Source organism: Candidatus Pelagibacter sp. HIMB1746, assembly GCF_052047555.1.
GTDB lineage: Bacteria > Pseudomonadota > Alphaproteobacteria > Pelagibacterales > Pelagibacteraceae > Pelagibacter.
In genome coordinates this window covers 219,087-244,845 of the sequence record NZ_JBNAJZ010000003.1, presented here as the reverse complement: position 1 = coordinate 244,845, position 25,759 = coordinate 219,087, and the positions used below count along the sequence as shown (strand labels likewise).

Here is a 25,759-nt window from a genome sequence, read left to right as displayed (position 1 = left end):
TATTTAAGCTTTTCTGTTGAAGGCTTTTCTAATACGAAAAATATCTAACAATGTAAAATAGTTTTTTAAAAAGTTGTAATTATTTTCTTATTAAAATAAATTTAGTTGTGAATTTAACTATAAAAACTCTACTTTGCATTTTTAACTTTCTTGAAAAGATAAATACTTTTTTTCTAAGAATTGGAAGACAATTTGCATGGATCGCAATTTTTTTAATGGTTGTCGTAATTATGATCCAGGTTTTTTTTAGATATGTTCTCAACAACGCATTACCTTGGCCTGATGAAGTTGCGAGATTTTTAATGCTATGGATGACAGGGTTAATTGCTCCTTCAGCTTATAGGTGGGGTGGTTTTGTCTCAATTGATATGCTGGAAAGATTTTTACCTAAAATCATATCAACTTTTTTAACCTTATTTTTATTGATCATATCTTTATTTGTTTTGATCATTGGACTTGAATTAGGTTTGAAACACATTAATGCTGGATGGATATTTAATTCAGCTTCAATCAAAATTCCATTTAATTTAATTGGCGGCAAAGCAGAGCCAATAAAATTAGCCTGGATGTATATGTCGTTACCTGTTGGAATTGTTTTTTTGATTTCAGTAAACATAGAGTTAATTTTAAGAAATTTTTTAAGTAATTTTACAAAATTAGAATTACCTGAAGATTTAGATAAACAAAAATTGGAGACACAATAATGTTGATTTGGTTTCTCCCTTTATTTTTATTATTTTTGTTAATTGGATTACCAGTATTTTTTGGATTGTTGGCTGCTCCTGGAATTTTACTTTGGCTGAATGATCAATCTAGAGATGGAGCAATGCTTTATAGAAATATTTACAATGGTATTGATAGCTTTCCTTTAATGGCAATTCCTTTTTTTATGTTAGCTGGCGAGCTAATGAATAGGGGAGGAATTACTCAAAGATTAGTAGAATTTAGCCAGGCGATGATGGGGCATTTAAAAGGTGGTTTGGCACATGTTAACGTCTTAACTTCAATGCTTTTTGCTGGCCTATCTGGATCTGCAGTTGCAGATACTTCTGCAATTGGTTCAATGTTAATTCCTGCAATGGAGAAGCAAGGGTATACTAAAAAATTTTCAGCAGCAATTACAGCAGCGAGTTCTGTAATTGGTCCAATTATTCCACCTTCAGGAATAATGATTATTTATGCATATGTTATGGGAGAGAGTGTAGCTGCCTTATTCCTAGCAGGTATTATTCCTGGAATTTTAGTTGGTGTTAGTTTGATGGTTACAATCAAGTTTATGGCTAAAAGATATAATTTTCCTGCAGTAACAAAAAAGACAACATGGAGACAAAGAGGAAAAGCTTCTTTGAAAGCTTTTTTCCCATTGATGACTCCTGTTATAATTCTAGGAGGTATACTTGGAGGAATTTTTACTCCAACTGAAGCATCTGCAGTTGCAGCTGCTTATGCAATGTTTATTGGTTTATTTGTTTTAAAATCTTTAGAGTGGAAAGACGTACCAAAGGTTATGACAAAAGCTGCAATGGTTTCATCTGTAGTATTACTTTTGGTTGGTGCTGCAATGGCTTTTAAAACAGTTGTTAGCTTATCTCATGCACCAGAACATCTTGCTGAATTTGTTTTAGGATTAACTGACAATCCTTATATTTTATTATTTCTGATTAATATTTTACTATTTATTGTTGGAATGTTTTTAGATGCTGGTCCTGCAATAATTATTTTAGGACCAATACTTGGACCAGTGTTTGTAGAATTAGGTGTACATCCAGTTCATTTTGCAATTATTATGTCAGTTAACTTAACTGTTGGTTTAGCAACACCACCAATGGGTTTAGTTTTATTTGTTGCATCCTCAGTTTCTGGTGAAAGAGTTGAAACTATATCAAAAGCAATATTGCCATTTTTAGCAGTAGAAGCAATTGTAATATTTTTAATTACGTACTTCCCATCAATCTCAATGACTATTCCTTTACTTACAGGTTTTGCAAAATAATTTTAATTTTTAGATAATAGACACAGAGGTTCAATTTAGGTATAGTTTCTATACTTAAATATATATTTAAAGAGAGGGAAAAAATAATGAGTAAATTAATTAAATCATTTTTTTCATTACTATTCTTAATTAGTTTTACAGCTTCTGTTTCAGCTGCTGATTACAATTTAAGGATGACAATGAACTCCAATGATCAAGATGAAGACTATGATGGTGCAGTAGTATTTAAAAACTATGTAGAAGCAGCATCAAATGGAAAAATATCAGTAGAACTTTTTGTAGGTACACAGTTATGTTCTAAAGGAGCAGAATGTTTACAAGGTGTTTCTGATGGAAGCATCGACGTTTACATTTCTACTTCTGGAGGAGCAGCTGGTGTATTCCCATATGTTCAAGTTTTAGATTTACCATATCTAATGGCAGACGACAGAATTGCTGAAGATGTTATGCAAGGTGATTTTGTGAGAACTATGAGACAAATGGCTCTTAAAGATTCAGGCGATACAATAAGATTAATGACTATCGGAAACACTGGTGGATGGAGAAATTTTGCTAACACTAAAAGAAGAGTTGCAGAACCATCAGACATGAAAGGTCTAAAAATCAGAACTGTTGTAGCTGACTTACCTCAAGAGCTTGTAAGAGCTTTAGGTGCTTCACCAACTCCTATTCCATGGCCAGAATTATTTACATCTTTTCAGACAGGTGTAGTTGAAGGTTCTAAAAATGGAATAACTGACATTATGAATATGAAGTTTCCAGATGCAGGTCTAAAATATGTCACTTTAGACGGTCATGCATACATGGGAGCACTTTGGTGGATGAACAATGCAAAATATCAATCTATGCCAAAAGAACTTAAGAAAGTTATTACGGATGGATTTTATGCATTGCAACAAGCTACATTTGCATCTCCAAAAAGAAAATCAATCAAAGCGTATGAAGACTTTGTAGCAGGCGGTGGAGATTTATATGTTCCAACTCCAGCACAAAAAGCTAGTTTCAAAAAAGCTGCTAGTCCAGTTTATGATTGGTTTAAGTCAAATGTTAAAGGTGGAGGACAAATCTTTGACGCTTTAACAAGTGCAGTTGCTGATGCTGAGAAAAAAGCATCAAGTGCATACGACAAAGACTTATAATCTTAATTTAATGATGGGGCGGATTTAATTATTCGCCTCATTACCTAAACGGATAAATCCAAGCTTTGTAATCTTTAATAAGTATATGCGCTTTTTCAATTTGTTCAGGAGTCATTTTTTTAACAACTTCTTCTTGAGAAATCGCAGCATCAGGATCGCCTCCAATAGCAGACAAACCATACCACATGTAAGCTCTAACAAGATCAGGGGCAGGAAGTCCTCTACCGATTTCATAATACCACCCAACACCCGATTGAGCACCAGGATGACCTTTCATCGAAGATCTAAGATACCATTCAAAAGCTCTAACATCGTCTTGCTCAACTCCAAGACCCATTGCATACATTATTCCAATAAGCTCTTCAGCATCAGCGTTCCCAGATTTGGCAGCTGGCATCAGTTCTTCCATAGCTTCTTGAAATTTTCCAGCTTCCATCAAGTCTCTAGCATTTTCAATTTCTGCAAAAACTATAGATGGAATAAAAAAAATTATAAAAAAGTATCTCAACATATAAAAATATTAATATTTATAATTCCATTTTTAATTTCAGCAAACAAAACATATTCAATTGAATTACCAAAACCTTTAACAAGTAATGATTTTCATAAAGTTGATATGGAAAAGGTTAAAATAGGAAGACTTTTATTTCATGATAAAATTTTATCTGCCAATCGTAATATTGCATGTGCAACTTGTCATAGCCATGATCTAGGAGGGTCTGATGGACTTTCATTAGGTATTGGTGAAGGAGGAGACGGTATTGGATTAGAAAGAACAGCTGGATCAGGGGATGATAAAATTAAAAAACGTATTCCAAGAAATGCTTTAGCATTATGGAATTTAGGATTTAAAGATATTACCACATTACTTCACGATGGAAGAGTGACTAAATCTGATATATTTGGAAATGGTTTTAATACCCCAGCACAAGAACTGCTTCCAAAAGGTCTTGATAATATAGTAGCGGTACAAGCTTTATTTCCAATGACAAGACAATTCGAAATGGCTGGAAATCCAGGTGAAAATGAAATTATAGGACTGGTTTCAAAAGTTGGTAAAGACAGTATGAGAATTGATAGAGTTTGGCCTGTGATTACTCATAGAATAAGAGGAGTTCCTGAATATGTTGAGATGTTTAAATATGCTTTTGATGATGTGGATAATGCTTTAGACATAAATATTACACATATAGTAAACTCAATTGCAGCTTTTGAAATTCATGAATGGACATCTTTTGACTCTCCATTTGATGAATATTTAAACGGAAATAAATCAGCTTTAAATCAAAATCAGATTGCAGGTATGAATTTATTTTATGGCAAAGCTAATTGTAGCTCATGTCATTCAGGGTCTTTATTGTCTGATCAAAAATTTCACTCAATAGGTATTCCACAATTTGGACCAGGCAGAACCAGACCATTTGATCCTTACGCACGTGATGTTGGAAGAATGGTTGAAACAGATGATGTGGATGACATGTATAAATTTAAAACACCCGCTCTAAGAAATGTTTCTTTAACGGCACCTTATGGTCATAATGGTGCTTATCCAACACTTAAGGGTATAATTAAACATCACTTAAATCCAGTAACTATGAATAAAAATTGGAAACCTCAATATGCAAATTTACCAAAGGCTCCATGGTTAGAACAAATAGATTTTGTGACTTTTTCTGACAAAAGAGAACAGGATAGAGTTATTTCAAGTATAGATATCAAGCCGATAGATTTAAATGAAAAAGAAATTGATCAATTAGTTTCTTTTCTACAATCTCTAACTGGAAAAAGTGGAAACCAAAGACCACTAGGTAAACCAGAAAAAGTACCAAGTGGATTAACAATTGATTAAATTTATTTAATTAAACTGATAGATAATAAATATGGAAAAAATTAAATATGGAATAATTGGAGCTGGCACGATGGCTCGAGAACATATCCTAAATTTATCTCTAATAGATGAAGCTGAAGTAGTTGCTCTTTCAGATCCTCACGAAGAGTCTTTGAAACAGTGTCAAGAATTACTTAAATCAGAAGTTGTTTGCTTTAAAAATCATCAAGATTTGATTAAAGAAAATTTAGTCGATGTATATATAATCTCATCTCCTAATTTTACTCATATTCAAATTTTAAAAGATGTAATTCAAACCAAGAAACACATATTGGTTGAAAAACCTTTGTGTACTAAGACAAAAGATTGTTTAGAAATAGAAAAACTTACTAAAGATTACCCATCAGTATTTTGGACTGCAATGGAATATAGGTACATGCCTCCTGTTTCAAAATTTATTAAAGAAATTCACAACAAAACAATTGGTGATCTAAAAACATTAACAATAAGAGAACACAGATTTCCTTTCCTAAAAAAAGTAAATGACTGGAACAGATTTGAAAAAAATACCGGAGGAACTTTAGTTGAAAAGTGTTGTCATTTTTTTGATTTGATGCGTTTTATTGTTAAGAGTGAGCCCGTAAGTGTTTATGCGAGTGGTGGACAAGATGTAAATCATTTAGATGAGGAATATGATGGGAAAAAACCAGATATTATTGATAATGCTTATGTAATTGTTAATTTTGAGAACGGCTCAAGAAGTATGCTTGAGCTTTGTATGTTTGCTGAAAATTCTGAAATGCAAGAAGAGTTAACCGCAACAGGAAATATTGGTAAAATTGAAACTTCAGTTCCTTCAAACGAATCTGGGAAAACTACTTCCGATGTAAGAATTGGTATGAGAGATGGAAAAACAAAACAAGAAAGTGTTAGTGTAGATCCAAAAATACTTGAAGCAGGACATCATCATGGGTCAACTTATTATGAACATTTAGCCTTTATAAATGCAGTAAAAAACAGATTAAAGCCAGAGGTATCTTTGAATGATGGATTAATTGCAGTTGCTGTTGGAGAAGCTGCTGAGACATCAATTAAACTTGGAAGAGTAGTTAAGTTAAACGAGATAATTACTTAAAAAAATCAATTGCCTTTTTAACTATAAAATTGCTAACTCTAATATTTGACTCTGTAGTAACACCTGAAATATGAGGAGTTAAAATACAATTCATTTCAGATGTAATTCTTTCGTATAAATCTTTTTTAATAGGTTCATTTTCAAACACATCTAATGCAAATCCTGAAATTAGATTTTGATCATAAGCATCTAGAAGATCATTCTCATTTACAACACTACCTCTAGAAGTATTGATTATAATTGGCTGTTTTTGCATTTTAGAGAATGAAGACTTGTTGATTAAATTTTTAGTCTCTTCTGTTAATGGTAAATGTAAAGAAATAATATCTGCATTTTTAAATACATCTTCCAATGTAGATAATTTATAATTTTTTTCATTATCTTCTAATTTTTTAATATAAGGATCATAAGCCAAAACATTCAGTCTATTTTTCAAACTATAGTCAGCAACTTTTCTGCCGATGGTACCAAAACCCACTATTCCAATAGACTTTCCATTTATTTCAGATGATTTAATAGTTGTTCTAGGCCAATCACCTTTGATCGTTCCATGATGAAACATAGGAATTTTTTTTATCAAAGACATCGAGGATGAAATCACATACTCAGCTACAGAATCTGCATTCATACCAGTTGCAGGTTGGACATGGATATTTTTGGTTTTACAAAATTCAGTATCAATGTTGTCTAAACCAACACCCAATCTTCCTATAAATTTTAAATTATTAGCGTTAGATAAAATATCTTTATTTACTTGAGTTTTATTTCTAACAATTAAACCATCATAATCTTTAATAATTTCTTTAAGTTCTTCTTTTTTTTCCCAAAGATTTTCATCAAATTTGATTTCAAAAGTATTATTTAACTCGTCTAAACTGTTTTGATTAATAAATTCAGTTATTAAAATTTTCATAATTAATTTTTTTATAACAATTTTGAAAGATCTCTTTTATTTGTTTTAAAAGTAGGAAGAGGATATTTAAAAGCGTATTTACGTGGGATACACTTTTCTTTTGCTTTTTCCCAGAGAGCTAACCATTGTTTAAAATTCTGAATTTTGAGATTTTTTTTGTTTTTACTTCTTACATAGAAATTTGGAAGTGGATCTCTTCCAGAAGGTTGACCGGCTACGTTATATCTAAGGTCTGCACTTATTCTAAAATCATTTGATCTGTTAGGCAGAGAACAATGAATTGAATGTTTGTGTAAAAGAATTACATCTCCAACATCTGCCTCTAAGTGAATATGTTCCATTTTATCTAGTAATTTGCTGTCTTTAATTTCTACTTGGCCCCTATAACCAGCAATATGATTTAATAATCCCATTTTATTAATTTTCTTAACAGTAATCATGCACCCATTTTTTTTTGTAGTTTTTGTAAAAGGTATCCACACAGTAACCATGTCAGTCAATTTTTGCCCTTTAGGACTGAGAACCGCAGCATCCTGATGCCAAGGTGTTCTTCCACTTAAACCGTCTAAAATTGAACCTTTTGGTAATTTTTTTTCAGGTTGTTTAATTCTAGTATTTTGTACTGGATTAGACATGATTTCTTTTCCCAAAATTTTTTCAACAACATCTAAAATATTTTTATTAGTAATTAAATTCCATAAAGATTGAGTAGCAAAGTAATCACTATCTTTCTTAACGTGATCTCTTGGCAATCTAGTATTAAAATATTGATCTAAATCATCAATTTTTAATTTCGATATATAAGAATATTTTTTTTTAAAATCTAAATTAAGAACTTTTTTTACATCCTTTTTTTTTGCAAATTTTTGGATCAAACAATCCATTACAAATTCCATGTCATTAAGGATTGGCTTTAAATCTCTTTGATAGTTAAGAACATTTTTTACTTTTAAATATCCTTGTTCAAATAATTTCTTTTGTAGATTATTTGGCATTAATAGAACCTAGTAGAAATTTTTAACAATATCAATTCTTAGGAGCAGTTGTTAAATAATTTGCATCATGAAAAGAAGTTAACATTTTTTTCTTCGTACTGATAATGTGTGGATAGTAAGCTGTTCCTTTATAATTCCAAATAACTGGTTTATTGAGTGCATAACTTCCATAAATAAAAAATCTTTTTGGACAGTTTTTTTCTATAAAACGCTTAACTCCATGATAAGAATTTGGTGTTGATTGAAAAAACACCACAGTTCCTTTCTTTGGTGTGAAAGCTTTGACCACTTCCAATTCACTTATTTTTGGAAATCTTCTGAAACTTTTTCTCAAATTTTTCTTAGATTTTTTTCTATAGATTGTAAGTGATCCTCCATTTTTTTTTGGGATATCTGTTAGATAAATTAAGAAATTATACAATCTGGTAATATCGTCTCTATGGGGACGCAATCTGTATCCTCCTTTAGAAACCGAAAAATCAATATCTAAATTAACTTTTGGGTTAGTGTAATTGTTTCCTAATAATTTTTTTAATTCACTTGAATTTAATTTCTTTTTAATAGTAAATTTTTTTTGATTAAATATTTTTGGTTTGTGAGTGTTTGTCCAAGATCCATCTTTAAAATTTTTAGAAAAAAGAGTTTCAATTTTTTTATAAAATGCTTTGCTATTAAAAAGTTTGAAGAGTTTTGCAGAATTATTTGAAGATTTAATATAGTTATTAAAATTTTTTGAGCCTTTATTAATTCTACTTCGACCACCCATAATCATGTCGTCAAAAGCTTTAGATTTACTAATTTCATCAATTAATAAATTGCAAGTATTTTTCTCAACAACTTTGTCTCCAACTAGTACAGGAAAATTACTTTTAATTTTTTTTAATCGATTTATTTTAAGCATTAACTATACATACCTTCTTTCACCTTAATCATTTTATACATCAGGTCATTTAAGGGTGTTTTTACTCCATGTTTTTTTCCAATTTTAGAAACAGCACCACTTATAAAATCAATTTCTGTTTTTCTTTTGTATTGAACATCAAAAGCCATCGAAGATTTGTTAGTTTGCATAGAATCTACAATTTTATTGAACATAAATAGACACTCATCTTCAGAAACATTAACTCCATCAGCAAGCGCTACTTCTCTTGTCTCTAAAATGATTTCTTTACCAAGTCCTCTCGAAACATCATTAGCCTTATTATTTACGTAAAGATCGGTGTGATGTAGATCAAAGATAGCTGAAAGAGGACCAATTGCTGTTAGGGCAAAAAGCTTCATCCATTTTCTTTTTTTTACATCTTCAGCTGCAATCATTTCCAAATTATGTGCAGTAAAAGTATCAGCTATTTCTGTAATTCTTTCTGTTATACCTCCTTCATATTCACCAATCCATGAAGGCAATGCGCCATGGTTCATTATATGACCTGGTCCTAAAATATTAGAAGCTTGTGTTGTTGTTCCACCGATTACTTTTTCATTTCCAACAATACTTTGAATTATTGCTTCATGACCAATTCCATTTTGAAAAGACATGAAAACTGTTTTTTCACCAATAATATTTTTAATGCTATTCAACGCTGGCTCTAATGCAGTTGCTTTACACATAACAATCACTGCATCCATTTTATCTAACGATGATGGATCTGAAGTAGCATTAACTTTAATTATACGATCACCACCGTGACCATCCATTTTCAAACCATCTTTATTAATTGCATCGACATGTTCTTTCCAAACGTCAATTAAAGTTACATTTAAACCTTTTTCAGCTAGCAATCCTCCAAACAGGCAGCCCATAGCACCTGCGCCTAGTACGGCTACTTTTAAATCTTTATTTATCATTGTTACCTTTTTAAAATTATTTATGTATAGAAATTATATATATTATCTATAGACAATATGCAAAATAAATTATAGCTTATTAACATCATGCAATTAAAAATAGAAAAAGGAACTTTCACAAATCATTCACTTGAAGATATAGCGAGTGCATTAAAAAAAGGACTTTCAGAAAATTTTAAAAATGTTGAAGTTGAAGTTGTAGATTGTCCTAATCTTCGTGAATGGGATTGTCCATCTGAAGGGATAAGTGGCAATCAAAAAATCATCGATGTTGGTGGTGAGCCATACATGCATGATCCTAATTTTATTGGTGCTGAATTTGATTACCAAGAAATTTCTAAAATGATTGGATCAGAAAAATCTTATGCTTTAGGTGCTGGATCTGGTGCAATGTCGTGTTTGGACGGTCACTGCGGAGAACTAGTAATTAATGAAAATTTAATTACTGACGAGTCTAGATCTATAATTGCAAGAGTAAGTCCTGATAAAAAATGTATTGTTGAAAAATATAGCGCACGAAAACATGGAGGACTTGGAAATATTTATTATACAGATGGTAAACAAGGAAAAGTAATTAAAATAAAAATTAAAGGAAGATCAGGTGATCAAGGTTCACTTCCGCAAGCAATGAGGTCTTCATTATCAAATAATTTAAATCTTAAAGAAAAAGAACATGTTGCTATCGCAGGCGTGTTTAGAATTTTAGAAGGAAAAGTAAGATCGCATGTTCAACCAGATTATAAAGATATTAAACATGAATACTATGATCCAAAACAAATGAAGTGTGTAAAAGATTTTCTTCAATTTTATGAACCTGTTGGTCCAAAATTGCAGTGTTATACAGTACTTTGGACTGGAGATCCTACAGGAGGAGAATTGAATTTAAGAGAGTCTGGTGAACATACGCATTTTCATTCTTATGAACATGATAAAGATGCTGGTCATTATCATTTTGATGTAACACCAGATGAAATCGAATATGAGGGATATTTTAATACAGCTTCAGAAGTGCATAGAGTAAATAACATTTATAAAGAGCTACTAAGCAAAAATAGTATTGAATAGAAAACTTAATAAGTTTAAGTTTATTTAAATGAAAAGACAGTTTAAGTATCCAAAAAATTTTGAAGAACAAAAAAAAATTTCAAAATCAACTCAAAAAAGAATTACATTAGCTGAAATTTCACTTGGAGATTTTGAGGGAAGGTTAGCAAATGATTTATTAAATTGGTTTTCTCTGACACCTCAACATTGGATTATGCTGCACATGGTGATGCTTGCTTATTATAAAAATAAATCTATTACAAAAAATGAACTATTAAGAGTTATAGAGAAATCTTATTTAACTTCTAATGTTTATATCGATACAGCAATCAAAAAAGGTTATTTTAGAATTATTAGAAACGAAAAGGACAAAAGATCAATTTTTATTTTACCATCAGTTGTTACTATTAAGACTTTTGAGGAATTTATTGATCGAAGAGACGTCCTTTATAAAGGTATTTAATGAAGAATGTATATACATGGGCTGCAAAACCAGCCAAAAGATCAACTACAGTAGGTGATTTAAAAGCAGCCAAAGGTAAAAGAAAATTTACTCAAGTTACTGCAAATACTGTTGATGAGGCTGCTGCTGCAGAAAAAGCTGGCTTTGACATGATTATTGCTAACGCTAAGAATATTATTCCAGTTAGAGAAGGGTCCAAAAATCTTTTTTTAACCGCAGCTTTAGTTTTAAACGAATTTGTTACAGCAGATGATATTATGCGTGGAGCATTTAAAGCTTTAGAAAATGGTGCTGATGCAGTGATGACACCAAGAAGTATGGACATAGTAGAAATGCTAGCAAAAGAAGATGTGCCTGTTATGGGTCACTTAGGATTAGTTCCAAGAAAATCAACTTGGATAGGTGGACTTCGAGCAGTTGGTAAAACTGCAAATGAGGCTTATGAGTTATTCCAAAAATTTAAAAGATTAGAAGATGCAGGAGCTTTTTCTGCTGAGTGTGAAGTAATACCTGAAAATGTAATGGGAGAAATTTCTAAACGAACAGATATTGTAACTGTCTCTTTAGGATCTGGAAGAAATGCAGATGTGATGTATTTATTTATGGAAGATATTTGTGGTGATACTGAAAATCCTCCAAGACATTCTAAAGCTTATGGAAATTTATTAAAACTTAGAAATGAAATTAAGGTTGAAAGAGTTAAAGCTCTTAAAGCATTTAAAAAAGATTCTATGGCTGGAAAGTTTCCAAGTAAGAAACAATCCTCTAATTTAGATAAAAATCAGTTTGAAGAATTTTTAAATCAACTTGATTAATAAGTAGCGTCGTTGTCTTTTTTAGACAAAGAACCTTTCATCTTATCAACAGTTGCTTTAGCGCCAGCACTTAAAGCTCTTAAATCAGAAGCTATCGTTACAAAATCAAAACCTTTTTCAATCATCTTCGTTGCGTATTCTGTTGTACCATTGTGAATTCCTGCAAAAATATTATTTTTCTTTGCATGTTCTAGAATTCTCAAAATTTCAAAATAAGCTTTTGTTGTTTCAGCTCGATCAAAGCCAGGTTTTTCACCGATTGCTAAACTTAAGTCTGCAGGCCCAATATAAATACCATCAACACCTGGTGTAGACATTATCTCATCTAAATTTTCCAAAGATTCTTTAGTTTCTATCATTGCTAATTTAAGAATTTCTTCATTAGCGTGATCTGCATAATCTGCACCACCATAAATTAATCCTCTAACAGGACCAAAACTTCTATAACCATCAGGTGGGTACATACAAGCTTGAACAAAATTTTCAGCTTCTTTTCTATTGCTTACCATTGGACAAACAATTCCATAACAACCAGCATCTAAAATTTTCATTATTTGTCCTGGCTCATTCCAATTAACTCTAGCAAGTGGAGTGACATCTGTTGTCGAAATTGTTTGAAGCATTGGAAGTGCATTACTGTAATCAACTAAACCATGCTGCATATCTATAGTTAATGAATCCCAACCTTGATGGGCCATTGCTTCTGCAGATGCAGTACTTGGTATTGCGCACCAACCATTAATGACGGGTTTACCGTCTTTCATCATTTGTTTAATTTTATTTTTTCTCATAATTATACCTTTAATGCCATGTGAGTGTATTTAACGTTAAGATAATCTTTGATCGCCATTGATCCACCTTCACGTCCATAACCAGTTTGTTTGATACCACCAAAAGGAGCTTCTGCTACAGCAACTGCACCAGTATTAACAGCAACACAACCAGACTCTAACATTTCAGAACCTCTGTTCGCTTGATCCATAGAATTTGTGTATAAATAACTACATAAACCAAGGTCATTATTGTTTGCTCTTTCAATGACTTCATCAAACGTTTTAAACGTAAGAACGGGTACAAGAGGACCAAATGGTTCTTCTCTCATAATCGTAAAATCGTCTTTTACATTATCAAAAACAGTTGGCTCATAAAAATAACCTTTGTTAAAACCCGAAGGTCTTTTTCCTCCCATCAAAACATCAGCTCCCTCATTTTTTGTTGTCTCAACTAGTTTTTCAATTTCCTCTAATCTTTTTGCAGTAGTTAAAGGACCTAAGATAGTTCCTTCATCCATACCATTTCCAATTTTTAATTTCTTTGCTCTATCCATAAAAGCTCCAAGAAATTCATCTTTTTTATTTTCGTGGATATAAAATCTGTTTGGAGAGATACAAACTTGTCCATTGTTTCTGAATTTTGCAGTAATCGCAATATCTGCAACTTTATTCATATCAACATCATCACAAACAATAAAAGGTGAATGACCACTAAGTTCCATTGTTACTCTTTGAACTTTATCTGCTGCTTTCTTTAATATTAATTTACCAACTCTTGTTGAACCGGTAATTGATACTTTTTTAATAATATCAGACTCTAATAATTCATTAGAGATTTCTGCAGGATCACCAGATAATAAATTAACCACGCCATCAGGTACACCAGCCTCTTTGCAAATATTAACTAATTCCATAACTGCACCTGGTGTAATTACATCTGGTTTACAAATTACAGAGCAACCTGCAGCTAGTGCTGTTGAAATCTTTCTAGCAGCTAAAATGATTGGAAAGTTCCATGGTATTAAAGCAGCCACAACTCCTACTGGCTGATAATAAACATGAACTCTTGTATCAGGAAATCTACTCTGAACTGTTTGACCGTAAATTCTTTTTGTTTCTTCAGCATTCCACTCAAATATATCAGCTCCTCCACCAACTTCTCCAACTCCTTCAGCAAGAGGTTTACCAACTTCAAGTGTTAACCATTTAGCAAGAACATCTTTTTTCTCTCTCATTAGATCTGCAATTTTTCTAATTACATATGATCTTTGCCATGGAGTAGTGTTACTCCAAACTTTAAGACCTTTCTCAGCTGACTTTAATGCTTTTTGTACATCTACTGAAGATGCTTTCGATGCTTTTCCAATCACTTCCTCAGTTGCAGGGTTGATTACATCATATGTCTCTTTTTTTTCTGCTTCTTGCCATTTTCCATCAATGAATTGTCCAAATTTGCTATACATAATATTTTATTTTTTTAAGGTTTACTAAGTTGGGTTTTTTAATTTATAAATATAAATATATATAAACATTATACATAAAAAAAATAAACCCAATTATGAAAAAAATCACTCTTACTTGTGCACATGCAATCGTTAAATATTTAATTGCTCAAAAAATATTAATTAATGGCAAAAAAGAACCACTCTTTCCTGGTGTCTTTGGAATTTTTGGACATGGAAACGTAGCGTGTTTAGGTCAGGCACTTGAAGAAAATCAAAAAGAATTACCAACTTATAGAGGCCATCATGAGCAGAATATGGCTTTAACTGGAATAGGTTATGCCAGAGCAAAAAGAAGACAACAAATTTTTGTTGCTACTTCATCTGTTGGCCCAGGAGCAACCAATATGGTTACTGCAGCTGCAGTAGCGATGAGTAATAGATTGCCAATTTTATTTTTACCAGGTGATACTTATGCAAATAGAATGCCAGATCCAGTATTGCAACAAGTTGAACATTTTAACAATCCAAGTGTAACTGCAAACGATGCTTTCAAACCAGTTACAAGATATTTTGATCGTATAACTAGACCTGAACAAATAATTCAATCATTTCCTATAGCAGTTCAAACAATGTTAGATCCTGCTGATTGTGGCCCTGCTTGTATTGCTTTAAGCCAAGATATCCAAGGACAAACTTTTGATTATCCAGAAGAATTTTTTCAAGAGAAAGTTCATACAATTAGAAGACCAAGACCAGATGAATTTCAAATTAAAGAGGCAGCTGAAAAAATTAAATCTTCAAAAAATCCAATCATAATATCTGGAGGGGGAGTTTTTTATTCAGATGCAATGGAAGAGTTAAGTCAGTTTGCAATTAAACACAATATTCCAGTTACACAAACTGTAATGGGTTATTCAACAATGAAGAGAGATCATTCTCATTTTGCAGGTCAAATCGGAGGACTTGGTGGAAAAAATACAAACTCATTAGCAAAACAAACCGATCTTGCTATTGCAATAGGTACAAAGCTAGCTGATTTTACTACTGGATCATGGGCAAATTTTGAAAACGAAAATTTCAAATTAGTTTCAATCAATGTATCAAGATATGATGCTAACAAACATTTGGCTCAAGCTGTTGTTGGAGATGCAAAAGTTTCATTAACTGAACTTTCTCAAGCCTTAGGTGATTGGAAAGCAGGGGAAGATTGGAATAAGAAATCTCAAACAGAACTTAAGTCATGGAATGAACATATAGATAAAGAGAGCGCTCCAACTAATCAGGAAGTTCCAAGTTATGTTCAGGTAATTGGTGCTATTTACAGAAATTCTGATCCAACAGATATTGCAGTCACAGCCGCAGGAGGTTTGGTAGGTGAAGTAATTCAAGTATGGAGACCAAGAGAACTTAATACTCATGAAACAGAGTGGGGCTTTAGTTGTATGAGTTATGAAATATCTGGAGCATTAGGAATTAAGATGGCTAATCCAGATAAAGAAGTGATCTCATTTGTAGGTGATGGATCTTATCTATTAAATAATACTGATATTTATTCTTCAGTGATTACAAAAAATAAACTGATCATAGTTATTTGTGATAACGGTGGCTTTGCAGTTATAAACCGACTTCAATTATTCAAAGGTGGAAAAGAGTACAATAACTTATTGAAGAGCTCAAACACACCTGGCTTAGTTGATGTAGATTTTGCAAAACATGCAGAAAGTATGGGTGCAAAATCAGAACACGTTACTTCAATTTCAGATCTTGAAGCTGCATTTAAAAGAGCTAAAGCATCTGATGTAACTTATGTTATTTCAATTAAAACTCATGCTTATAAATGGGTAGAAGGATCATCTTTTTGGGATAGCCCAACTTTAGAAATTCCTACAACTAAAGAAAATGAAGAAGCTTTAAAACTTTATAAAGAAGGAAGAAGTAAACAAAGACAAGGTATTTAATCCTTTATGAATAAAGTATTTAAAGTAGGTCTTATAGGATGTGGTCATATTTCAGAAACTTATTTTAGAGCTCAAGAGTATTTCAACAATATCAGGATTGTTAAATGTGCTGATATCAATATGGAAACAGCAAAGAAGTGTGCAATCCATTATAATATTGAAGCAGTAACTGTTGAAGAACTTCTTAAAGATAAAGAAATTGAAATAATATTAAACCTTACAATTCCTGGTGCACATTTTGAAGTTTCAAAAATGGCTTTAGAAAATGGTAAGCATTCTTATGCTGAAAAACCTATGGCTGTTAACTTTGAAGATGGAAAAAAATTAGTTGAACTTGCTAAAGAGAAAAATCTTTATATTGGAAATGCACCAGATACTTTTTTGGGTGGGGGTATTCAGAAAACTCGTGAACTAATTGATAACGGTGTAATTGGTGACATTAAATTAGGTAATGCTATTTTTGCTTTCCCTGGAGTTCAATCATATCATCCAAACCCAGAACCTTGGTTTGCTGAAAATGAAGGAGGTCCGGTAATAGATATGGGTCCATATTATCTTACAGCATTAGTAAATTTAATTGGTCCAGCAAAACAAGTACAAGGAAGATGCACAAAAGTCTTTGAAGAAAGAGAAATTGGAATAGGTCCAAAAAAAGGTCAAAAATTTAAAGTGGAAACTCCAACAACTTATCTTGCTACTATACAATTTGAAAATGATTGCATTATACAGATTACTTTATCATTTGATGTGGTCGCTCATCAAAGAAATCACATAGAGCTATATGGGAACAAAGGATCAATTATTGTTCCTGATCCAAATATGTTTGGTGGATCAGCTTTTGTTTCAGTGACTGCTGGTGGTAATTGGGGTGAGCATAAAACAGATATGATGCCTTTAGGAAAAATTAACATTAAAAGTCAAAGCTCAAGAGCAAATGAGTCTCCAACAAATGCAAATTATAGAGGAGCTGGTCTATCTGAGATGGCTTATGCAATTGAAAACAATTTAGAACATAGATGTAATGGAGAGCTTTCTTTACATGTTTTAGATATAATAGATTCAACTATGAGAGCATCTCAAACAGGTATTCCACAAGAAATAAAGACTACCTGTAAGAAACCAAAACCTTTTACTTTGGAAGAAATAAAAAAAATTATGAATTAATTTTTTAACTTATGAAAAAATTAATTGTAATTTCAGATCCTTTCCCAAGAACTTTAGATCTAATTTTCACAAAAAAAAAACTAAAAGAACTTAAAACTAAATACACACTTATTGTAGCCCCAAGTAAAAACAAAAAAAAATTTTATGAAAGCAATATTCACAAAGCTTCATTTATAATGGGTCAACCAGATCTAGATAAAAAGCTTTTGTCAAAAGCAGTTAAATTAAAAGCAATTATAAATGTTGAAAGTAATTTTATGAACAATGTTGATTATCAATATTGTCATAAAAGAGGAATTCATGTCATCGCTACTTCTCCAGTTTTTTCAAAACCTGTAGCTGAGATAGCATTAGGAATGACATTATCCCTATTAAGAAATATTCATGAAGCGCATTTTGATTTTCTAAAAGGTAAAGAGAAATATGGCTTAGAAAGTAATCTTAAAGCATCAATGTTGTCAGGGAAAAAAATTGGTTTATTAGGGTTTGGTGATTTAGCAAAATCTCTTTATCCACTGCTTTTACCATTTACAAAAGATATCTCTGTTTATGACCCATGGCTTCCAAATAATGTGGTTAAAAGATATGGATTTCAGCCGATTAATTTAAAAGATATGTTTTCAAAATGTGAAGTAATTTATGTTTTGGCAGCCGTGACAACTGAAAATAAAAATTTAATAGATAAAAAATTGTTAAATAAGATGAAGCCTAATACTTTATTTATTTTGATGAGTAGAGCGGCAGTTGTTAATTTTAAAGATCTGGTCAATAGGGTTAAAAAAGGAGATATTTACGTAGCTACCGATGTATTTCCAGAAGAGCCTGTAAGAAAAAATGATCCAATAAGAAAAGTTAAAAATATTTTATTTTCAGCTCATAGAGCTGGTGCGCTTACTGAGGCGTTTTATAATATGGGTGATATTGTTTTAAAAGATATGAATTTAATTTCAAAAAACTTGAAACCAAAACATTGCAAAAGAGCTGCATTAAAAACTGTTGGCTTACTAGCATCAAAACCTGTTGCAATTAATTAAAATTTAATTAACTTTATAATTTATGTCCTCGACCAATAATTTACTTTTAGAAGCTAAAGGGATTACAAAATATTTTGGAACAATCACTGCTTTAGAAAATGTAAATTTAAAAGTTCATGCAGGTGAGTGTCTGGGGGTTGTTGGAGATAATGGAGCTGGCAAATCAACTCTTATGAAAGTTTTGTCTGGTCTTTACAAACCGAGTGCAGGATCTCTCCATTTTAATGGAGAAAAAAAAGTTTTAGAAAGTCCAAGAGACTCTCAAAATTTAGGTTTAGAAATGGTATATCAAGATCTTGCCCTTGCCGGGAATTTACCTATTGGAGAAAATATTTTTTTAGGCAGAGAACCAACTAAAAATCTTGGTTTTATGAAGTTGTTAGACTTTAATAAAATAAAAGAACTTACTAATGCTCATTTAGAAAAATTAAAAATAAATGTTAAAAGTGCAGATCAGAAAGTTGAAGAGTTGTCTGGAGGACAAAGACAGGCAGTTGCTATAGCAAGGTCAACTGCATTCAATGCTAAAGTAGTAATTATGGACGAACCAACAGCAGCTCTTGCTATTAAAGAAGTTGGTAAAGTTTTAGATTTAATAAATAATTTAAAAAAAACTGGAGTAGGAGTAATTGTAATAAGTCATAGAATGGACGATATATTTACTGTTTGTGATCGTGTGATGGCTTTATTTCAAGGAACTAATTTTGCAGAAGCAAGATTATCCAAGACTTCAAGAGATGAAGTGATTGGTTGGATTATGGGTAAAAAATAGCAATGGAAGAAAAAGATAATAAATTACAAAGTTTACATCTAAAGCTAATACCATATTTTGAAAAATATGGGATATTACTTTTATTAGTGATCATGATTTTGGTCATGCATATTTTGCAGCCAGATGTTTTCTTATCTTGGAGAAATGTCACTAATGTTTTCAAACAAATTTCTTGGCAATCGATGTTAGCACTTGGCGTATTTATGGTTATTGTAACAGCTGGTATCGATCTTTCAGTTGGGTCAATAATGATGTTGTCATTAATGATACTAGCCGTCATATCAAAAGCTGGAGCACCCTGGTTTATTGTAATAATTACCCCTTTAATTGCAGGTTTTTTATGTGGTTTATTCAATGGCTTGGGAATCACATTGCTGAGGATGCCACATCCGTTCATTATGACCTTAGGCACACTTTATATATTTAGAGGTACTGGGAATTTAATTTCAGGAGGCACTCCTATAAGCGGGTTTCCAGATGAAGTTCGTTATTTAGGACATGGTAGGATTGATTTGCAATGGTTGGGTCTAGAAAAATCACAATATTTGCCAGTAAGTTTAGTTTTGATTGTTATAGTCTATGGGATATTTTGGATATTCCTAAATCATAGCAAAACTGGTAAATGGATATATGCGATAGGAGGAAACCCTAACGCTGCAAGAGCCGCAGGTATAAACGTAAATAAAATCTTAGTTATAGTCTATTCATTGTGTGGTTTTTTAGCAGGTATTGGAGCTTTAATTTTAGCAGGACGAACAGACTCGGGATATCCAAACGCTGGTCTTCAATCTGAGCTTGATGCTATAGCCGCTTGTATTATTGGTGGAGCAAGTTTCTTTGGTGGAAGAGGAACTGTTCTAGGAGTTTTTGCAGGAGTAATGATAATGGGTATTTTGAGAAATGGTTTAAATTTAATGGATGTAAGTTCTTTCTGGCAACAAGTATTAATAGGTTCAATAATTGTTCTTGCAGTTTATATAGATGTTTTGAGAAGAGATTTAGGTACAAGAAAATAAAACAATTCAATTTAAAGTTGAATAAAAATTATTTAAAAAAAGCTTCTTTATTATCAGTTGAATTCAAATCAAAGTTTCGTTTAAATATGAGTTTAAATAATAGAATGGGAGATAATATGAAAAACTTAACAAAAATATTAAGTGTAATTATTACATCTGTTTTTCTTTTAACAAGTTTTACAACAGGAGCATTTGCTGGAAAAAAAATTCTTTTCAGCATCAAAGGACCTGGATCAGGAAATCCTTTCTGGGCATCTGTTGAAAAAGGAGCAAAAGAGGAAGCAGCAAAATTAGGTGTTGATCTTGTGTTGGTTGCACCACCTCAAGAGGGTGATGTGCAAGCTCAAATTAACCAAGTAGAAGATCAACTTGCTAAAGGTGTTGATGCTATTGCATTAGCTCCAGGAGATCCAAATGCTTTCGCACCAATTGTTGATGAGGCGATCAAAAGTGGAGTTCCAGTAGTGTTTGTAGATACTAATGGAATTAATGAAGGTGTTACTTTTATTGGAACAAACAATATGAATGGTGCTGAATTAGCAGCTAACTTTATTTGTGACAAAACAGCAAAAGGTTCAGATGTTGCAATTTTAACAGGTATTGAATCTCAATCTACTGCTTTATTAAGAAGAGATGGTGCAATTAAAGGTTTCAATAATTGTGGTCTAAACATTGTAGCTACACAAACTGCAGAGTGGGATACAGCAAAAGCAAGATCAGTTACAGAGTCGATAATCCTAAAAAATCCAAACATTAAGGCAATATTTGCTTCTAATGACAATATGGGTTTAGGTGCTATTCAAGCTCTTAAAGATGCTGATATGAACGATGTTGTTGTAGTAGGATTTGATGCAACACCAGATGCAGCAACAAGTATTCTAAAAGGAGAAATGACTGCTACTATTGCTCAGTTCTCATATAATATGGGTGCTTATGGAGTTAAATATGCTCTAGAATTAGCTAATGGTGGAAGTATTGATCCTAACATTGATACTGGAACTCAATTAGTAACAAAAGAAAACGCTAACGACTTTAAATAATAGTTAGTTAAATAATTTTAAAAAGGGTGGAATTTAATTCCACCCTTTTTTTTTATGTATTATAATAATTTATGCTCATTAATATTAATCCTATATTAAGTCCTGATTTGTTATTTCAACTAAGATCGATGGGACATGGAGATAAATTAGTATTGGCAGATGCTAATTTTCCTGCTCATTCTATGAATAAAAATGTAGTTAGATTAGATGGTGTTAACATCGAAGATGCAGCGAGGGCTATACTGTCTGTTTTTCCATTAGACAGCTTTGTCGTTTCTCAAGGAGGCAGGGCAGCAAATAGGATGGAAGTTGACAATAATCCAGATGAACTAACTGATACACATAAAGAATTCATTAAATCCGTCAAAGATATATCTGGAAATAATTGGGAGGTAGGTTCTATCGAAAGACAATTATTTTATGAGGAAGCAAAAAAATCCTATTTAATTGTTACTACAACTGATGCTAGACCATTTGGGTGCTTTATAATGACCAAAGGAGTCGTAAAACCAGATGGAAGTGTTTGGGTTCTTGAAAAATAATGGATGCAATCTGTGTATTTGGAGTTTTTGTTGCTGATCTTTGTTTCTTCGCTGAAACAATTCCAGTTAAAGGTCAAACAGTTTTAGGAAAAAATCATATAGTCGGGCCTGGTGGCAAAGGTTCAAATCAAGCTATTGCAGCTGCAAGATTAAAGGGAGATGTTCATTTCATAACAAAAATTGGTCAAGACACTCATGCTAATATGGCATTAAATCTATTTAAAGAAGCTCAATTAAATACAAATTCAATTATCCAAGATAAAAATCTTTCAACAGGAGTTGCGGGCATCATGATTGACGAAAGTGGTAATAACGCAATTAATGTTGTTGCTGGAGCGGCAGCTCATTTGAATAATAAGGATATTGATCAAAATTTAAACACTATAAAAAAATCAAAAATTTTTCTTACTCAGTTAGAAACCCCAGAAGAAGTAACACTTTACGCTTTAAGTAAAGCTAAAGAAAATAATTGTATAACAATTTTAAATCCAGCACCTGCAAGAAAAATAGAAGAACAGTATTTTAAATTAATTGATTATTTTACTCCTAATGAAACAGAAGCTGAATTTTATTTAAATAAAAAAATAAAATCAGAAAATGATATAAAAGAAGCTGCTAAACAGTTTTTAAAAAAAGGAGTTAAAAATATTATAATTACATTAGGAGAGAAGGGTGTGTATTATTCTAATGGAAAAGAAGATTATTTTGTTGAGGCATGTAAATTAAAAGATAATGTTGTAGATACTACTGGTGCGGGTGATGCTTTTAATGGTGCATTTGCTGTAGGATTAGCTAACAGTTTGGAAAATAAAGATGCATTAGTGTTTGCAAACAAAGTGGCAGGAATATCAACAACAAAACTTGGTGCAGCAGCATCAATGCCATTACTTCAAGACGTAGAAAATTACTAATTATAATAAAAATGAAAGTTGAATATTTTGATTTAAAAGGAAAACGAGCTTTAGTTTCAGGTGGAGCATCTGGTATTGGTGCATCAATAGTTGAACATCTTTGTGAACAAGGTGTTGAGGTTTATTTTTTTGATATAGATAAAAAAGAAGCCCAAAAATTAATTTCTAAAATTAAAAAGAAAAAACAAAAAATACCTACTTTTCAATTTTGTAATATTAAAAATATAAAAAAATACAAAACTCTAATTCAAGGTATTATTAAAAAAAAAGGTCCAATTGATATTTTGGTAAATAATGCATCCAATGATCAAAGGCACACACTTGAAGAAGTTACTGAAAAATACTGGGATGACAGAATGGTAATAAATTTGAAGCATTATTTGTTTGCCATTCAAGCAGTAAAAAAAAGTATGATTAAAAACAAAAGTGGTTCAATTATAAATTTAGGTTCTGTTAGTTGGGTTAGAGGAGCTGTAATGTTTCCAGCATATAGTACAGCAAAAGCTGCAATCTATGGTTTAACCAAATCTTTAGCTAGAGATTTAGGACAACACAATATTAGAATAAACTCTATTGCACCTGGGTCGGTTGCAACTAAAAGACAGTCAAGATTATGGTTAAATCCAAAATTTAAAAAAGAAATTCTAGATAAACAGTGTCTTAAAAAACAAGTATTACCTGAGGATGTCTCAAGAATGGTTTTATATCTAGCATCAGATGTTTCATCTGGATGCACTAAACAAAATTTTACGGTAGATGCTGGTTTAATATAAGGCTTAGCTTAACTTCTTTTTATTTTCAGCCATTGATAATGCAATCTTAAATGAATTTAAAATTGGAGCTAAATTAGCTTCATTTTTTCCTGCAATTGCAAATGCAGATCCATGTGCAGTTGTTGTTACAGGAACTGTTAATCCGCCTTGAACAGTAACTCCTCTATCAAAACCAAATGCTTTAAGTCCAGACTGAAGTGCATCATGATACATTCCAACCATACAATCATGATTTTTATTTTTATATGCAACTACAAAAGATGTATCACATGGTAACGGACCATCTGTATTAAATCCAAGTTTTTTTGCTTCTTCTATTGCTGGAATAATTTCATCTTTTTCTTCAGTGCCGAATTCTGCATGTGGGTTAAGTGCTTGGACTGCTATTCTAGGATTTTTTACACCGTTTAATTCCATAACCTCATTAATTAATTTGATAGGCTTTAAGATATTTTCTTTTGTGATGTGCTGTGCAACTTCTTTAATTGGAATGTGAGAGGTTACTCTTGCAGTCCAAAAATTATCTATAACATTAAACTCACAACAAAAACTTTTTACATCTAATTTTTCAGCCATTAGTTGTAATTCATCTGAATGGGTATTTCCTCCAAGTTTCAAACTTGTTTTATTCATTGGAGCAAAATTGATTGCATCAATTTTTTTTTCTTTAGCAAGAGTTAATGCTAAATCTAAAGCCTCCAAAACACTTTCACCTGATTCTTTTGAAGGTTCAGCTATTTTATATTTATGGTTTTTTCCTTTTGAAATATCTAATAAAAATCTGTTTGATTTATTAAAATCAATTTGATCAAAACTTTCTACGACTTCGAGTTGGTGAGAATTGCCAGTTACATTATTTCCACTCTCGAGAATTTGTTTTTCGCCAATAACAACAATATTTGCTTTATTAGTTATTTCTTCACTTAATAATTTTGAAATAAGTTCAGGCCCTATTCCTGCTGGATCACCAAGTAAAACTGCAATATTAGCTTTTGTTTGTGTCATTAATTTTTTTAAATACTACTAAATGTAACTATATATAGATATTATATATATAATCTAAACAAATATTTTTCACTTTTTTCTTTACGTTTTATATCTGAATGTGATTATATATTTATATATAACTTATATATATAAATTAAATAAACTAAAGAGGGAAATAATGAAAAAAAGCTTTAAACTATTTTTAGCAGCTGCTTTTTTAGTAACTGAATTTTTTGTTGTAGCTCTTCCATTAATGATCACTTCAGCAAAAGCTGACGGACATCCAATACAAGCAATTACTCACGCTGGTTTTGGTGGTGGAACTGACGTTACTACTAGAATGATGTTATTAAGAGCAAGAAGAGTTCTTAAACAAGATATGCAGTTAGTTAACAAAAAAGGTGGTGGTGGAGCAGCATCTATGGATTACATGATGTCTTTACCTGCAGATGGTAACCACACTTTAACTTGGACTACTGGTCACGCAGTATCAATGGCTTTAGGAAAAACTAAAGTAAAATTAAGTGATATGCAGCCTTTAGCAAGAGGTACAGATGATCCTCAGTTATTCGTTGTTAACTGTAACAATGAAATTAAAGATGCTAAAAAATTCATTAGCGCGCAAAAATCAAAATCACTAAAATATGGAACAACACATACAGGTGGTATTGATGACGTTAGTGCAATTGCATTTACTAAAAAAGGTGGATTAACAGATCCAACTATTGTTGCTTACAAAGGTGTAGCACCAATTAAAACTAACCTAATCAAAGGTGATATCGATGTAGGTGTTTTAAACTTAGGTGAAGCATTAACTGAAATCAACGAAGGTAAACTTTGTGTATCAGTTGTTTTAGCAAATAATAGAATGGCTAAAATTGGTGACTCTCCAACAGCTAAAGAATTAGGAATTCCTGTTTCTTTATCTACTGTTAGAGGTTTCGTAACTAAAAAAGGTGCTCCAGCAGAAAGAGTTAAACAATTAGAAGCTGGAATGATGAAAGCTATGAGCCACAACTATTACAAAAATTTCTTAACTGAAATTGGTCTTGATGACACTAGTGTAGTTGGTGCTGACGAGTGGGGTAAGCAAATGGAAGAAATGCTTGCTGAAATGACTGCTCAGCTAAAAGCTTTAGGTTACATTAACTAATCTAATTAAAAGTACATTTGC

26 protein-coding genes are annotated in these 25,759 nt (G+C 31.7%); 18 read left to right on the top strand and 8 right to left on the bottom strand.

The genetic code is table 11. From position 1 onward, the window contains the following. Positions 1–107 precede the first annotated feature (107 nt). From ACTTBM_RS05370 to ACTTBM_RS05360, 3 genes are all read left to right on the top strand, one after another. Positions 108–704, top strand: coding sequence for a TRAP transporter small permease (locus ACTTBM_RS05370; RefSeq protein WP_440635023.1), 597 nt, complete (start codon positions 108–110; stop codon positions 702–704). After that, positions 704–1,993 carry a TRAP transporter large permease gene (locus ACTTBM_RS05365; protein WP_440635022.1) on the top strand — a complete coding sequence of 430 codons (1,290 nt, stop codon included), beginning with the start codon at positions 704–706 and terminating at the stop codon, positions 1,991–1,993. Before ACTTBM_RS05370 ends, ACTTBM_RS05365 begins: the two co-directional genes overlap by 1 nt. 86 nt (positions 1,994–2,079) lie before the next feature. Then, positions 2,080–3,132, top strand: coding sequence for a TRAP transporter substrate-binding protein (locus tag ACTTBM_RS05360; RefSeq protein WP_440635021.1), 1,053 nt, complete (start codon positions 2,080–2,082; stop codon positions 3,130–3,132). Between the two features lie 40 nt (positions 3,133–3,172). On the opposite strand, the gene ACTTBM_RS05355 is transcribed toward ACTTBM_RS05360, so the two are convergent. Then, entirely contained in the window at positions 3,173–3,643 is a 471-nt protein-coding gene (locus tag ACTTBM_RS05355) for a tetratricopeptide repeat protein (RefSeq protein WP_440635020.1), read from the bottom strand. A gap of 105 nt (positions 3,644–3,748) precedes the next feature. Here ACTTBM_RS05355 and ACTTBM_RS05350 point away from each other — a divergent pair, with 105 nt between their 5' ends. Continuing rightward, positions 3,749–4,981, top strand: a complete 1,233-nt coding sequence (locus ACTTBM_RS05350; RefSeq protein WP_440635019.1) for a cytochrome-c peroxidase — start codon at positions 3,749–3,751, stop codon at positions 4,979–4,981. Positions 4,982–5,012: 31 nt separating this feature from the next. Beyond that, the gene (locus tag ACTTBM_RS05345; RefSeq protein ID WP_440635018.1) at positions 5,013–6,095 is read left to right on the top strand and encodes a Gfo/Idh/MocA family protein; all 1,083 of its coding nucleotides are present in this window, start codon (positions 5,013–5,015) and stop codon (positions 6,093–6,095) included. On the opposite strand, the gene ACTTBM_RS05340 is transcribed toward ACTTBM_RS05345, so the two are convergent. From ACTTBM_RS05340 to ACTTBM_RS05325, 4 genes are read right to left on the bottom strand one after another with little or no spacing between them, the layout of a single operon-like run. Further along, a complete protein-coding gene (locus tag ACTTBM_RS05340; RefSeq protein ID WP_440635017.1) occupies positions 6,088–7,008 on the bottom strand; it encodes an NAD(P)-dependent oxidoreductase in 921 nt (306 codons plus the stop codon). The two genes, ACTTBM_RS05345 and ACTTBM_RS05340, sit on opposite strands and share 8 nt — an antisense overlap. A gap of 11 nt (positions 7,009–7,019) precedes the next feature. After that, on the bottom strand, positions 7,020–8,003 hold the full coding sequence (locus ACTTBM_RS05335; protein WP_440633976.1) for a phytanoyl-CoA dioxygenase family protein: 984 nt from the start codon (positions 8,001–8,003) through the stop codon (positions 7,020–7,022). 31 nt (positions 8,004–8,034) lie between these two features. Further along, complete coding sequence (locus tag ACTTBM_RS05330) at positions 8,035–8,904, bottom strand: 2OG-Fe(II) oxygenase (RefSeq protein WP_440635016.1); 870 nt, start codon at positions 8,902–8,904, stop codon at positions 8,035–8,037. Next, positions 8,904–9,848 (bottom strand): ketopantoate reductase family protein, encoded by a 945-nt coding sequence (locus ACTTBM_RS05325; RefSeq protein WP_262589476.1) that lies wholly within the window; start codon positions 9,846–9,848, stop codon positions 8,904–8,906. Before ACTTBM_RS05325 ends, ACTTBM_RS05330 begins: the two co-directional genes overlap by 1 nt. 87 nt (positions 9,849–9,935) lie before the next feature. Between ACTTBM_RS05325 and ACTTBM_RS05320 the strand changes: the two genes are divergently transcribed. The 3 genes from ACTTBM_RS05320 to ACTTBM_RS05310 are packed head-to-tail and all read left to right on the top strand — an operon-like array spanning position 9,936 to position 12,170. Then, positions 9,936–10,913: a DUF1907 domain-containing protein gene (locus tag ACTTBM_RS05320; RefSeq protein ID WP_440635015.1), complete on the top strand. Its 978-nt coding sequence runs from the start codon at positions 9,936–9,938 to the stop codon at positions 10,911–10,913. Between the two features lie 28 nt (positions 10,914–10,941). Continuing rightward, complete coding sequence (locus ACTTBM_RS05315) at positions 10,942–11,355, top strand: MarR family transcriptional regulator (protein ID WP_262589473.1); 414 nt, start codon at positions 10,942–10,944, stop codon at positions 11,353–11,355. Continuing rightward, positions 11,355–12,170, top strand: coding sequence for a 3-methyl-2-oxobutanoate hydroxymethyltransferase (locus ACTTBM_RS05310; RefSeq protein ID WP_440635014.1), 816 nt, complete (start codon positions 11,355–11,357; stop codon positions 12,168–12,170). The genes ACTTBM_RS05315 and ACTTBM_RS05310 overlap by 1 nt, the downstream gene beginning before the upstream one ends. Here the strand turns inward: ACTTBM_RS05310 and ACTTBM_RS05305 are convergent. Both ACTTBM_RS05305 and ACTTBM_RS05300 read right to left on the bottom strand, forming a co-directional pair. Continuing rightward, positions 12,167–12,961: an HpcH/HpaI aldolase family protein gene (locus tag ACTTBM_RS05305; RefSeq protein WP_440635013.1), complete on the bottom strand. Its 795-nt coding sequence runs from the start codon at positions 12,959–12,961 to the stop codon at positions 12,167–12,169. The genes ACTTBM_RS05310 and ACTTBM_RS05305 overlap by 4 nt on opposite strands. 2 nt (positions 12,962–12,963) lie before the next feature. Further along, positions 12,964–14,406, bottom strand: a complete 1,443-nt coding sequence (locus tag ACTTBM_RS05300) for an NAD-dependent succinate-semialdehyde dehydrogenase (protein WP_440635012.1) — start codon at positions 14,404–14,406, stop codon at positions 12,964–12,966. A gap of 95 nt (positions 14,407–14,501) precedes the next feature. On the opposite strand from ACTTBM_RS05300, the gene iolD reads away from it, so the two are divergent. The 9 genes from iolD to ACTTBM_RS05255 all read left to right on the top strand — a co-directional run bounded on the left by iolD (position 14,502) and on the right by ACTTBM_RS05255 (position 23,598). Further along, positions 14,502–16,346 (top strand): 3D-(3,5/4)-trihydroxycyclohexane-1,2-dione acylhydrolase (decyclizing), encoded by a 1,845-nt coding sequence (gene iolD / locus ACTTBM_RS05295; RefSeq protein ID WP_440635011.1) that lies wholly within the window; start codon positions 14,502–14,504, stop codon positions 16,344–16,346. A 6-nt stretch (positions 16,347–16,352) separates the two neighbouring features. Next, positions 16,353–17,510 (top strand): Gfo/Idh/MocA family protein, encoded by a 1,158-nt coding sequence (locus ACTTBM_RS05290; protein ID WP_440635010.1) that lies wholly within the window; start codon positions 16,353–16,355, stop codon positions 17,508–17,510. Positions 17,511–17,521: 11 nt separating this feature from the next. After that, positions 17,522–18,544, top strand: a complete 1,023-nt coding sequence (locus ACTTBM_RS05285; RefSeq protein ID WP_440635009.1) for an NAD(P)-dependent oxidoreductase — start codon at positions 17,522–17,524, stop codon at positions 18,542–18,544. A gap of 22 nt (positions 18,545–18,566) precedes the next feature. Then, positions 18,567–19,316: an ATP-binding cassette domain-containing protein gene (locus ACTTBM_RS05280; RefSeq protein ID WP_440635008.1), complete on the top strand. Its 750-nt coding sequence runs from the start codon at positions 18,567–18,569 to the stop codon at positions 19,314–19,316. A gap of 2 nt (positions 19,317–19,318) precedes the next feature. Beyond that, positions 19,319–20,332, top strand: a complete 1,014-nt coding sequence (locus ACTTBM_RS05275; RefSeq protein ID WP_440635007.1) for an ABC transporter permease — start codon at positions 19,319–19,321, stop codon at positions 20,330–20,332. An 86-nt stretch (positions 20,333–20,418) separates the two neighbouring features. Next, a complete protein-coding gene (locus tag ACTTBM_RS05270) occupies positions 20,419–21,372 on the top strand; it encodes a sugar ABC transporter substrate-binding protein (RefSeq protein WP_440635006.1) in 954 nt (317 codons plus the stop codon). Between the two features lie 71 nt (positions 21,373–21,443). Next, positions 21,444–21,914: an RbsD/FucU family protein gene (locus ACTTBM_RS05265; RefSeq protein WP_440635005.1), complete on the top strand. Its 471-nt coding sequence runs from the start codon at positions 21,444–21,446 to the stop codon at positions 21,912–21,914. Beyond that, positions 21,914–22,825: a ribokinase gene (gene rbsK / locus ACTTBM_RS05260; RefSeq protein ID WP_440635004.1), complete on the top strand. Its 912-nt coding sequence runs from the start codon at positions 21,914–21,916 to the stop codon at positions 22,823–22,825. Before ACTTBM_RS05265 ends, rbsK begins: the two co-directional genes overlap by 1 nt. Before the next feature lie 11 nt (positions 22,826–22,836). After that, positions 22,837–23,598: an SDR family NAD(P)-dependent oxidoreductase gene (locus ACTTBM_RS05255; protein ID WP_440635003.1), complete on the top strand. Its 762-nt coding sequence runs from the start codon at positions 22,837–22,839 to the stop codon at positions 23,596–23,598. 3 nt (positions 23,599–23,601) lie between these two features. Here the strand turns inward: ACTTBM_RS05255 and ACTTBM_RS05250 are convergent, their stop codons facing one another. Then, entirely contained in the window at positions 23,602–24,603 is a 1,002-nt protein-coding gene (locus tag ACTTBM_RS05250; protein WP_440635002.1) for a 4-hydroxythreonine-4-phosphate dehydrogenase PdxA, read from the bottom strand. A gap of 160 nt (positions 24,604–24,763) precedes the next feature. Here ACTTBM_RS05250 and ACTTBM_RS05245 point away from each other — a divergent pair, with 160 nt between their 5' ends. Further along, entirely contained in the window at positions 24,764–25,738 is a 975-nt protein-coding gene (locus ACTTBM_RS05245) for a Bug family tripartite tricarboxylate transporter substrate binding protein (protein ID WP_440614563.1), read from the top strand. The last annotated feature ends 21 nt before the right edge of the window (positions 25,739–25,759 follow it).